The organism is Microcoleus sp. Pol8_D6 (assembly GCF_036700965.1).
Lineage (GTDB): Bacteria > Cyanobacteriota > Cyanobacteriia > Cyanobacteriales > Microcoleaceae > Microcoleus.
This window is the reverse complement of record NZ_JAUBPW010000052.1, coordinates 37,503-50,097: the sequence shown is the minus strand read 5'-3', so window position 1 is coordinate 50,097 and position 12,595 is coordinate 37,503. Positions and strand designations below refer to the sequence as shown.

The 12,595-nt window shown below is 43.4% G+C and carries 7 protein-coding genes; 4 read left to right on the top strand and 3 right to left on the bottom strand.

Annotated features, from left to right (window positions below; translation table 11 throughout):
- The first annotated feature begins 70 nt into the window (after nucleotides 1–70).
- Both QUA10_RS20015 and QUA10_RS20010 read left to right on the top strand, forming a co-directional pair.
- Complete coding sequence (locus QUA10_RS20015) at nucleotides 71–196, top strand: hypothetical protein (protein WP_333084267.1); 126 nt, start codon at nucleotides 71–73, stop codon at nucleotides 194–196.
- 163 nt (nucleotides 197–359) lie between these two features.
- Nucleotides 360–551, top strand: a complete 192-nt coding sequence (locus tag QUA10_RS20010) for a 6-carboxytetrahydropterin synthase (RefSeq protein ID WP_445243594.1) — start codon at nucleotides 360–362, stop codon at nucleotides 549–551.
- Nucleotides 552–710: 159 nt separating this feature from the next.
- Here the strand turns inward: QUA10_RS20010 and QUA10_RS20005 are convergent, their stop codons facing one another.
- On the bottom strand, nucleotides 711–836 hold the full coding sequence (locus tag QUA10_RS20005; RefSeq protein WP_333084268.1) for a hypothetical protein: 126 nt from the start codon (nucleotides 834–836) through the stop codon (nucleotides 711–713).
- 31 nt (nucleotides 837–867) lie between these two features.
- On the opposite strand from QUA10_RS20005, the gene QUA10_RS20000 reads away from it, so the two are divergent.
- The gene (locus QUA10_RS20000; protein ID WP_333084270.1) at nucleotides 868–3,090 is read left to right on the top strand and encodes a tetratricopeptide repeat protein; all 2,223 of its coding nucleotides are present in this window, start codon (nucleotides 868–870) and stop codon (nucleotides 3,088–3,090) included.
- Between the two features lie 249 nt (nucleotides 3,091–3,339).
- On the opposite strand, the gene QUA10_RS19995 is transcribed toward QUA10_RS20000, so the two are convergent.
- Together QUA10_RS19995 and QUA10_RS19990 are read right to left on the bottom strand one after the other, a co-directional pair.
- On the bottom strand, nucleotides 3,340–4,839 hold the full coding sequence (locus QUA10_RS19995; protein ID WP_333084271.1) for a response regulator: 1,500 nt from the start codon (nucleotides 4,837–4,839) through the stop codon (nucleotides 3,340–3,342).
- 9 nt (nucleotides 4,840–4,848) lie between these two features.
- Nucleotides 4,849–10,923, bottom strand: a complete 6,075-nt coding sequence (locus tag QUA10_RS19990) for an AAA family ATPase (RefSeq protein ID WP_333084272.1) — start codon at nucleotides 10,921–10,923, stop codon at nucleotides 4,849–4,851.
- A 939-nt stretch (nucleotides 10,924–11,862) separates the two neighbouring features.
- Between QUA10_RS19990 and QUA10_RS19985 the strand changes: the two genes are divergently transcribed.
- Nucleotides 11,863–12,423 carry a Uma2 family endonuclease gene (locus tag QUA10_RS19985; protein ID WP_333084273.1) on the top strand — a complete coding sequence of 187 codons (561 nt, stop codon included), beginning with the start codon at nucleotides 11,863–11,865 and terminating at the stop codon, nucleotides 12,421–12,423.
- Nucleotides 12,424–12,595: the final 172 nt, after the last annotated feature.

Here is a 12,595-nt window from a genome sequence, read left to right as displayed (position 1 = left end):
GAAGTGATTGCCTCTTTGACTGGATATCCATTCATATTAAATGGGTTATCTGTAGCAAATATTTAGGAAAATGGTATCAGAGGGCACTATCACGGCAACTGGAGGTCTGGCATCGACTGCTTATTGTCTCAAGCTGTCCAAAGATGCCAATGACAGACTTGATAAGGTTGCTGAGGATCTCAGCGACGATCGATAGCGGATGGATTGCAGATAATTAAAGCAATACGACTGACGCAACAATCATCAGGATCGATCGGGGCAACCACGGCGGCATTGCCCCTACAAAACGCGCTTAGTCAGAGAAAAATACCATCGATCGCACTTTTTTAAATAAGGAGATTTCCTCTTTTGAGAACGTTGTGCCGACTGCGGAGAATATTGCTGTTCGGATCTGGCAATTGTTGCTTGCGCCCGTTCGGGAATTGGGCGCAGAGTTGCACAAGATTAAGCTGATTGAAAGTCCGAATAATAGCTGTGAAATTTTTGGCGCTGATTTAGAAGAAGTGGTGGCTGAACTTCAGCAGCCGGAAGCGGTTTTAGCTGGGGTTTAGAGTTAAAAATCGGGTCGGCTGGGGCGGGTTCACCGGGATAGTTGGCTAATTGTGCAGATTGGTGAAGCCACCCCTACCAGCCTAATGATAGATTCCGAGAGTTATCCAACCGCATGAGGCGCGAGAATATATTCTTTCACCAAAGTTCCCCAGCCAGAATTACTGGCAGTTTTCCTGAAAAGTCAGACTCCGCCCGTATTTTGGAGATAGTAAGTCAGCATTCCTCATGTCAGCTATTCTAACTGCTGAGAGTATGAGGTCGATCGCCCGATCGCTGACAACCAAGCACTAATTTCTCCTAAATGAGTTGACGTTTATGCGCGTCTCAAATGTAGCTCTCTTGACTCTGGCTGCCCTCGCATCCCACAATTTAACTGCTAATACTAGCGCCAATCCTGCTGCACATCCTATTTCTCCTGAGACACCGCAGGCTAGCAACTTTGTTGATGCGGTAAATAATACTGAATCGCGTCAGGCTGAGTCAATTAGCGAGCCTGAGACGATCGCCTACGAACAATTTTCCCCAAATAGTACCGTATCGCGTCGGGCTGAGTCAATTAGTGAGCCTGAGACGATCGCCCACGAACAATTTTTCCCAAATAGTACCGTATCGCGTCGGGCTGAGTCAATTAGTGAGCCTGAGACGATCGCCCACGAACAATTTTCCCCGCGAATTGCTGTAAAATCGCCAACTGGTTTGCTGGTAGCGGCCGCTCAACCCGATTTATCTGCTAGTGCAAAAACCAAGGCGAATACTCCTGCTGCATCCGGCGATGAACTAACAAAATCTTTACAAGAAACCTGGCTGGCTAAATTAATCGAAACTGGGGTTGAGACCAATCCTCAAGTTCGCGAGGTTGTCGCTTTTATCTCCCCGTCTAGTGGCAGTTCTGAATCTGGATACGGTTTTAATAGTACCATAACTTTGCTCAATATTTTACTAATTCTTGGTACTGTATTTCCACCAGTGACCATTGCCTTTTTTTGGATGATGCGACGGCTGATCATCAAACACTTGGTTGCTGATGCCAATAAACGATTGCAAGGCATTGGTGTATTGGAATCAGAACTCATAAATTCTAGCCAACTGACTCAAAAGTTGAGAAATGAATTAGAAGCGCAAATGAGTGCAGCTAAACAATCTATTGATTTTTTAACTAGAGAAACTGAACTTTCCAAATCTTCCGTCGAGCAAATTGAGACTCTCAAATCGCAATTTATCATGCACCTGCAAGTTTTGCGGACAGAAGTTGACGAGAAAAAATATCAAATTGTTCAAGAAATTTCCCAAGTTCCCGCAGTTGTTGCCAAAGAAGCTCTCAAAATCGCACCTCAACCGGCATTAAACAATTCCCAAAATTCGCAAACTGCACCTGCTAGCAACGAAAATTTGATTGCTGACGATTATATCAAGCAAGCCGAAGGGCTTTATTTTCAAGGCAATTATGATGAGGCATTAGTGTGTTTGGAAAAAGCTGTTTTAGCGAATAAATTTTTGAATGAGGCTTGGTATTGGCGCGGAAATGTGTTAATAAAATTGCAGCGCCCGGAAGAAGCACTCGTCTGTTACGACCAAGCAATATCGATTAAACCGGATAACTACGAAGCATGGTATAATAAAGCGCATTTGCTGGGAAAATTGCAGAAGTACGAAGAGGCGATCGCCTGTTACGAGCGAGCAAGTTCGAGCGAATTCCGAAAATACGGTTGTTGGCACAGTATAGCGGCTTTGTTGGGTCAATTGCAGCATTACGAAGAAGCGATCGCCAGTTACGATCGCGCCCTCGCTATCAAAGCAACCGACAGCGAAATTTGGCACAACCGAGGTGCGATGCTGGCCAAAGTACAGCAGTACGCAGCAGCAGTTGATTCTTACGATCGCGCTCTTGAACTCAATTCCAAGAGATATGAAACTTGGTACAATCGAGGCAATATGCTGTGGAGACTGCTCCGCTACAGTGATGCTATTGATTCTTATGATCGGGCGATCGGCATCCGGCCCGACAAATACGAAGTTTGGTACAATAGAGCCGCTGTGCTCGGAAAAATGCAGCGATATCAAGAATCGATCGAATCCTACGACAAAGCAATAGCGATTAAACCGCAGGATTTTGAAGTGTGGCACAACCGAGGTGCAGCTTTCGACCAACTGTCGCAGCACGAAGCAGCAATTGCCTCTTACGAATCCGCAATTACCCTTAATTCCGAATGTTACGAAGCTTGGTTTTGTAAAGGCGAATCATTGGCAAAATTGCAGCGCAATGAAGAAGCGATCACAGCTTATGAGAAAGCGATTGCTATTAAGCCAGACTCCTACGATGCTTGGCGTCATGTGGGGATAGCTTTGTCCGAATTAAAGCGGTATGAGGAAGCAATGGCAGCTTACGATCGAGCTATTGCCATCAAACCCGAAAATGCGGAAGCTTGGCGCGATCGAGGCGCACTAGTATCAGAATTAAAGCAGGATACAGAAGGATTTAGTGCCGGGGAAAAAGATACTCAAAAACAGCCACAATCCGATGATTCTTCGGACAGTTAGGTATATCAAATCCGTTAGCATCGGAATAGTAAATTTGAGTTGACGGTTGACTGTTGACGCCGTGAACAGTCAACCGTCAACATCATGTATGAGTGTAACCGGAAATGATATTAGGTGTAGCCTACAACGCTACGTACACACCCGAATTTTCTTATTGGTAATTGTGCGCTGTGATGGGAAATCGCGGGGTTTCTGCGATTTCCCATCACAGCGCACAATTATGGATGAAGATACCCGAAATTATAACGATCAAGCTGACAGCGACAAGACAGGCGACTCCTGCCGAATCGGAATCTCAATAATAAACTCTGTTCCCCCGCCTGGTGCAGAAATACACCCCAAGCTTCCCCGGTGTTTTTCCACTACAATTTGCCAGCTAATCGACAACCCAATCCCTGTGCCCTTACCGGGGGGTTTTGTCGTAAAAAACGGGTTAAATACGTGGCGACGAACCTCTTCCGATATCCCTGGCCCATTGTCCACAATTCGGACAGCTACGTAATTGTTGCTGGTTATTTCTGTGCTAATCCGAATCACGCTAGGATTCGCTTTAATTTCTTCTAGCGATCTCTGCGTGTTCCACTCGTCAATAGCATCGATCGCATTTGCAAGTACATTCATAAATACCTGATTCATTTCTCCCCCATAACAGTCCACTTCGGGCAGGTTTGGGCAATAGTCCCGCACCACTTCTATCGAGGGGCGGTCTGAGTTAAATTTTAGTCGGCTCTGTAAAATCATCAGCGTGCTGTCCATGCCTTCGTGAAGGTTGACCGCTCTCATTTCATATCCTTCTTGCCGTGCGAATAGGCGCAAAGATAAAACAATTTCGCGGATGCGATCGGCTCCTAAGTACATCGATTTGAACAATTTAGGCAAGTCGTCTTTGAGATAATTTAGCTCGCTTGCCACGATTTCTGCTTGTATATCTTGAGGCGGATGAGGATAGTGCTTTTCGTAGAGGTCAAGGATAGTGACCAAAGCTTTTGAATATTCCAGAGCATAGGAAAGATTTCCATAAATAAAATTAATTGGATTATTGATTTCATGGGCTACACCAGCTACGAGTTGGCCTAGCCCCGACATTTTTTCGCTTTGAATGAGCTGGCTTTGCACCTGCTTGAGTTCGTGCAGGGAATTTTCGAGCTGTAGGGCTTTGTGCCGCTCTCGCGCTTCCGATGCTTGCAAAGCTGCTTGTGCAAGCTTGCGTTCAGCAGCCTCCTGCTTGAGGCGTTCATTCGTTTGGGAAAGTTCAGCAGTGCGCTGTTCTACTCGCGTCTCTAGCTCTTGTGCTAAAACTTGTAGGTCGGCTTGCGCTTGCTCGCGTTCGACAATTTGCGCCTGAAGCTTTTTAGTTAGATTTCGCAGATTCAGGTGCGTGATAGCCCGAGCTAAAACTTCTTCCTGTTGAAGGGGCTTAGTGATATAATCAACTCCCCCCACATTAAAGCCTTGGACTTTGCTTTCTGTATCGTCCAGCGCGGTCATAAAAATGACTGGGATATCTTTAGTTAAGTCATTTGCTTTTAGATGTTGACAGGTTTTAAATCCGTTCATCTCTGGCATCAGAACATCCAGCAAAATTAAATCCGGCTGGGAATATTGCACTTTTTTGAGAGCGCTAGACCCACTGCGAGCCACCCAAACAGTGAAGCCAGATGCGCTCAAAAAATCCAATACTGAACCCAGATTAGTGGGCGTATCATCCACAATTAAAATGGTGCCTCTGTCTAAAGATTTGCTAGTCATTTTTAGTCCTCATCTAAACTGTTGAACAAATTCTACTAATTTGTCTTCTTCAAAGTTTTTGGTTAATTCAAGTAACTGATTGGCAAAAGGTGCATAACGCATATCTATTGCCTTCAGCTTGCTGGCTCGCTTCTCAATACTGAGTAGTTCACCTTTCATGGCTAAATCGAACAGGACTGCAACTTCTTCCGAAGGGGGAGCAATCAGTTGTTGGTCTTGGATTTGGGAAGGGGGATCGGTGAAGAGACCTTCTAAACTGAAAGTTGTTCGCTCATCATAAACCCATTCTAAACGTAAATGGTGCCCCAAGCATTCTAATAACTTTTCTGCCCGAATTGGTTTGAGGAGAAAAGCGTTGCAACCAGCCTGGAAAATGCTTTGGGGTTCGCCCGATAAAATGCTAGCAGAAGTTCCGATCGCGATTACATCCTTCAATGGAGGGATTTTTCTGAGCCGCCTCACCGCTTCAAAGCCGTCCATGACTGGCATTACTAAGTCAATTATAATACAGTCCGGTTGAAATAACAGCGCTTTATTCACGCAGTCTTGACCGTCCGTTGCCTCCATTAATTCAAACCCAATGGGAGCTAAGAGATTAACGAGGACAGAGCGATTTTGCCAGCGATCGTCAACGACTAAAATTTTCCGCCGATCGCCTGAGAAACCCCTGATAATTTTTTCAGGTTCTTTTTGATACCCTTCCCAGCTTTCCGTAATAGGCAACTCTAACTCAAACCAGAAAATACTGCCTTTACCTAAAGAGCTTTGTACTTTCAGTTCGCCGCCCATCATTTCCACTAATTGGCGACTAATTGGCAGCCCTAATCCTGTCCCCTCTATCTGGCTAACTGAACCGCTGGATTGCTCGAAGGGCAAAAATATTTTCGAGAGTTCGTCCGGCGCGATGCCAATGCCTGTATCTTCTACTTGGAAAATAAATTTCGCTGTTAAGGATTCGGGATTGGCGATTGGTGATGACAAAGATTGCTGAGTCTCTAGTCTTTCTACTTTAAAACTAACGCCTCCTTTTTCGGTGAATTTTATGGCATTACCGAGTAAGTTGATGAGAATTTGCCGCAATCTTTTTTCATCGGCTTGGACGCAAGTCGGAAGTGGAGTTAGCGGTTCGTAAATCAAAGAGATTCCCTTCTGGTGGGCGCGAATCTGGCAGATTTCTGTAATGCCTTGGAGAAAGTCTGACAGGTGAAACTCGGTGAGGTAGAGTTCCATTTTTCCGGCTTCGATTTTGGAGAGGTCTAGAACGTCATTGATCAGAGTTAGGAGGTGTTCGCCACACTGATGAATTATGTTAATACCAGAATTTTGCTGACTGGTTAAACCTGTGTCTCGTTTGAGGATTTGGGTATAACCTAAAATGCCGTTGAGCGGTGTGCGAAGTTCATGGCTCATGTTGGCGAGAAATTGGCTTTTGGCGCGGTTTGCGGCTTCGGCTGCTTGCTCGGCTCGCTGTCTCTCTTGAATTTCTACTTCTAGGCGCGTATTTTTGGCTTTTAATTCCTCGGTTCGCTCTTCTACTTTGACTTCTAAAGTGTGATAGAGGTTGGCATTCTCTAAGGCGATCGCCGCTTGTCCCGATAGCATCCGCAAAACTTCTACCCGCTTCGGCGTGAAAGCGCCAGCAATCACGTTGTTTTCTAGGTACAGGATGGCAGTTAACTTACCTTGATATAGGATAGGCGCACACAAAATTGATTTTGGTTTGTGTTGGGTAATGTAGGGGTCGGCGTTAAAGATTTCCTCGCGGCCCGAATCATTTAAAACGACATCTTTCTGAGTTCTGGTGACGTAATTAAGTACCGAGATAGGCACTTGCCCAGAAGTTGATACTGGTAAAGATTCCAGCACTCGAACTCTATCTTTAGTCCCCGCCGCTTCTATAACAAGTTGACCCTCTTTTGAGAGAATAAGCAATCCAGTTTCAGCGCCTGCGTTTTCTATCAAAATTTTCATTAACTTGGTGAGCAAGTTAGGTAGAACAATTTCACTAGAAATGGCACTAGATGCTTTCATTACAGTTGCTAAGTCTAGCAACTCTGTTTGACTGCCTGTAATGGTCAAAGGAGGAATTGTCATCGTAGGGTTGAAAGGGGTTTCGGTGAGCGCAGGCGAGCGCGCTATTAATTTCGGGTATTTTTCTTCTAGATGTTTAACTTTAGCTAAAGCTCCCCAGCGCATATAGGCATAATAAGCATCGGTCATGTAGGTGCGGGCAATCTTTTCTTTACCCCATGAAAAATAAAATTTAGCAGCGAGTTCGTGAGCTAGTGCTTCTTCGTTGATGTACTCATTTTCTTTAGCAAGAGCGATCGCTTTGTCGTACATCTCGATCGCTTCTACTGTTTCGCCTAAAACACGATTTTTTTCTGCCTCTACTAAATAGAATTTATGTTGATGATTCATTGGAGCATAATGCGCCCATTTTTGCAACTTTTCTTGATTAGCTTGTACTCGGTTAAGAATGTCCTGTTGGTCGGGCTGCGAAGTTTCAGAATACACAGCTAGGCGTACTAGAGAATCGTATAAATAGAAAATAACAACAGTTAGCTGCCCTGTAGATGATCCGAAAGAACTTTCTACTTGAGGGATATTTTTTAAAGCTTCCGCGTAATTCTCAAACACATAACAAAGCGCAAGTTTGTGCAAGTATAAGTAATGAATGGCCAGTTGGTTGTTGGTTTGCTGATATAGCGGCACCATTTTATCTTCGTCGTAAATTTCTCCCTTTAACTGACATATGTTTTCGCTTCTTCCCATCATGTTTAAGACAGCTTGCCAACAGATTTTTGTATTATTAAGCGCTGTTTCTTGGCTGATTTTATGAATTGCATCTGTGTAAGTTGCTATCTCTCGTTCGAGTTGCATTAGTTGCTTGCCAACAAAAAACGAGTAATGACTCCACACCATGACGGCATAGCCAGCATATTCTAAATCTCCCGTTTCCAGCCCAGTAGAGAAAGCTGCCAGGAAAGGTTCTAAGGTACTTCGGACGTGTTCTTTCCAATGTTGAACGGCAGCATACACTAAGTGGCAAGTCTTGGCTTCGATTTCTTTGGCATTTAACTTTGACACTAGACGTAAAGCTAATTGGCCGAACTCATAGCCCCGCTCAATATCTCCTACCGCCCCGCAAAGAAGAAGACTATATACCGCATACGCAAAGGGAGACACAGAAGCATTGCCATATTGAACGGATAAATCGACCTGTTTGCACACTGTTAAAGGCACCAGTACGGGCATTCCAGAATAGCAAGCAGAAAATATACTTGACAAAATCCTGATTGCTGCTAATTGATAAGGATCGGTCATTTCAGGGAGCTCGATTAAGTCCTCAATTCGAGTTCCGCTCAAAATTGCCGCAGTTTCCCCCAGCGCCTGCCCAATATCAGATGGGTTTGGCGAGTCGGGAAACTCTACCTCCAACTGCTTTAAGACTTCCAGCCCCGTATTCAATGCTTCCTGCAGCTTGTTCTGCGCCATATAAGCTTGAATCTGGACTTCGTACACTTTTACTATGTCCAATAGCGTTTTGGCGCAGTTTTGTACTATCTCAACGAATCTCTGCATTCCGTCAAAATCACCACTCAAATATGCTGACTCTGCTGCTTCCTCATGCAGCCTTAATGCCAGTTCATATTGATTGTCCCAACTATCTACCGCTAGCAGAGATAAACCCACTTGCAAATATTTAACGGCGGAATCGTGGGCTGTAGCAGCTTTCGCTTTCTGACCTGCAATTAGATTCAATTGAGCGAGTTCATATTTTTGGGATTCAGTTGTAAGTAAGTCAGTACCATAATTGAGTTGGTTAACTAAAGCGAAAATATTTTCTTTTCGGTCTTCTGGCGTTGTACTTTGCAGCAGCAGTTGACCGATTTTTAAGTGGGTTTCTTTTTTCTGCTCATCTGGAATCAAAGAATAGGCAGCTTGCTGCACGCGGTCATGTAAAAACTTGTAGTCAACTTTCACATCAGTTAAGGTAAAACCGCCCGATTCTTCTTGACTAAATACGAGGGGAATTTTGTATTCATTGCTCAAAGGTAAAATCAACCCAGCTTGCAGTGCTGCCCACAATTGCGCTGCCGTGACTAAGGATGATTCCTGATTGACAATCGCCAAAACTTCTAAGTTAAAACTGTTGCCAATACAAGCAGCAAATTTTAATACTTTTTGTGTATCTTCGGGCAATTTGCGTATGTTTCTAGCAATCAATTCTACAACATTGTAATCGGTGATGCCGATCGCTTGAATTTGCTCGATATTCCATTGCCAACCCCCCTTTGTCCCCCCTTGGTAAGGGGGGATTAGGGGGGTGAAGTTATAAGTCAACAAATCTTCTTGATAGAGAGTTTTGAGGAGTTGACTTATGAAGAAAGGATTGCCCTGGGTTTTATTAAACAGTAGAGACGCGAAATTTCGCGTCTTTACAGACAGGGCTTCCGAACCGCCCGATTCATTTAAAGTATCCGCAATTAATTCTTCAACATGAACCAGGTGTAATGGTTGAAGGACAATATTATTCACCGTCGCACCAGTTTGGCGAATCTTGTCAATTGTTTGAATCGTCGGATGAGTTGGAGAAACTTCGTTATCTCGATATGCCCCAATCAGCAATAAATACTTGCTATCAGAATCACTTATTAGCAATTCAATTAATTTCAACGACGCCGAATCCGCCCACTGCAAGTCATCGAGGAAGATAACTAAGGGATGGTCAATAGTCGTAAATACGCCAATGAATTGTTTAAAGACGCGGCTGAAACGGTTTTGAGCTTCAGTTGCCCCAAGTTCTGCTACGGGTGGCTGTTTGCCAATAATTAATTCGACTTCAGGGATAACATCAATGATGACTTGTCCGTTATCGCCTAAAGCGGATAACAGTTTTTCTTTCCAAGCTTGGATTTCTAATTCGCCTTCGGTTAGAAGTTGCTGAGTTAAGGATTGGAATGCTTGAATTAGGGAAGCATAAGGAATATTACGCTTGAACTGGTCAAATTTACCCGCAATAAAATAGCCTCGTTGCCGCACAATGGGTTTGTGAACTTCATTGACCAAAACTGTTTTGCCTATCCCGGAATAACCTGAAACCAGCATTAATTCGGTAGTGCCACTGGCAACGCGATCGAAAGTTTCTAGAAGTTTTTCAATTTCTTGGTTGCGACCGTAGAGCTTTTGCGGTATGTTTAATTGCCCTGCTTTATCCGCACTTCCAACAACAAAGTTGGAAATATATCCGCTAGCCTGTAGTTTGAGCAAGCAAGTTTCTAGGTCAAATTTTAGTCCTTCAGTGCTTTGGTAGCGGTCTTCAGCATTTTTAGCTAATAACTTCATCGCAATCGCTGAAATTTGTGGCGGGATTTCAGGATTTAGCTGGTGAGGGGGAATGGGAGTTTTGGCAATATGGCTGTGTACCAATTCCAGCGGGTCTGTTGAATTAAAGGGCAACTCGCCTGTGAGCATTTCATAGAAGGTAACGCCTAGTGAATAAAAATCAGTGCGGTAGTCAATTGACCGATTCATCCGGCCAGTTTGTTCGGGCGACATATAGGCGAGTGTGCCTTCGAGCAAATCTGGATGGCTGAGCGTCGAATTTTCTCGCTCCAAGCGCGAAGCGATGCTAAAATCAATAATTTTAAGTTTTTCAGTGGCTGGGTTGATGATAATATTTTGTGGCTTTACATCTTTATGAATAATGTTATTTTTATGGATTTCTGCTAAAGCAGAGACAAGCTGGAGACCCAAAAAAATAAATTGAATGGTTGTGAGTTTTTTACCCTTCATCCAATCGTTGAAAGACTGGGAGCCTGAATCTTCTAATATCAGTGCTAAACCGTTTTTATAGCTTTCTAAACTAATGGCTTTGACAATCCCTTCTACGTTCAAGCTGTGCAGGATTTGATATTCGTGTCGCAAGCGGGTGATGTCAGAAAGAGTGGGATACTCAGCCTTTAGCTTTTTGACGATCACGCTGGAAAAGTCTGAATCCTTCCGAACGCGATCGACTGAAGTTCTTATTCCGCTGTGGAGGGTTTCAACGAATTGATAGCCAGCTAAGTTGATAGTCATTGTTATTCTACAGATCGCAATGGAATGCAGCGTAAGGTTAAGGCCGGTTTTAAAACTTAATTATTGTTAGAGCTGATTGTAACATAGTAATTTACTCAACAAAAGTTAGCACAGTTTTTGCCCCGACTTTTCTACAAAGCGTAGAGGAGCCAAGGGCAGCGAGTCAGAAAGGCTTTTTCTACATCCAAAAGTTTACTATGTTAGAAAGGCTATGCTTGCTTTTAGCGAACTATGCCGGTCTATCTAGGATGCACTAAAAATATTAAAACCTATTAAAACTTAATAAAGTGTAATTTATTAATTTATTGGCTTTTACTCTCCTTGGTTCCATCGGATTGCGATCAAACGGATATCATTTAATTATATTTTTGTATCAATCAGTAAAGAAAACTTAACAATGTTAAAAATAATAAAAAAATAAATTCACAAAGCTTAAAATGAGTTTCAGGAATTATACGACTTTTATAAAAAACTGCTACAGTTAGTAGCTGTCTTTTTTGTGAGTTACTACCCAAATATAAAGAGCGGAAATGTCAGGAGTTGTCAAGATTGAAATGGAGGAAACAGAATCTGAACTGAAAGCTCTTCTCGCTCAGAGTTAAAGATGATCACCGACAAGAACAACAGCAATCTCTGCATTGGCCCAAAACCCAAATGGTACAAACAGTATCGTCTTCTTCTGTGCGCGTCGGGAAACATCGTACCTAGTTTGCAATGAAAGATAATTTTCTAGCTATCGTCAAGGGGGAATGGAAGAATTATTATCCCAACACCCCGTTGGGGAAGACCAATAATAATCAATCGTGAAACTGTAGAGAAATTAGAGAAGGAATTGCCAGAACCAGCAGGATTCAGTAGCTACAAGGAAGTACATCATCTGTTGGGGGCGGTTTTTTTTATGGTAAATTTAGGTGAGCTGCAAACAAGGAGAATAGTTATATGTCTGTTCAGCTTCAAAAACGGTTATTTACAGTAAAAGAATATCATTTGATGACTGAGGTTGGTATTCTCTCCGAGGGCGATCGGGTGGAATTGATAGAAGGAGAGATTGTTAAAATGGCTGCAATTGGAACTCGTCATGCAAGTTGTGTGCGACGACTGATCCGCAGTTTTAGCGTGATTCCACAAAATCTTGCTATTTTGGGTGTCCAAGACCCTATCCAGTTGACTGAGAGGACTGAACCTCAACCGGATGTTGTATTGCTGCAACCTCGCGCTGACTACTACGCCACAGCCCATCCAGTACAGTCTGAAGTTTTGCTGTTAGTTGAGGTTTCAGATAGTACGGTTGATTATGACAGAGATGTGAAAGTATCCATTTACGCGCGATCGCTCATTCAAGAAGTTTGGCTGGTAGATTTAGTTGAAAATTGTTTGGAATTCTACCCTCAGCCCGGCCCGAACGGTTATAGTTTAATGCTCAAGTTTTGGCGCGGTCAACAAGTTGCGCCGCTGGCTTTTCCCGAATTGGAAGTGAGCGTTGATTGTATATTGGGTTAATAGAAAAATTTTCTATTATTGAATTTTACTAATTTAGGGGGGAATTCAAATCGCCAAATTTCGGCTTCTACCTTCTACCTGACATCCGTTATATCCGTTACATCCGTTACAAAATCCGTTGCCGAACTTCCTTCTCCTATAATAAGTTTAATTACTCAAATCAGCGCAAGTG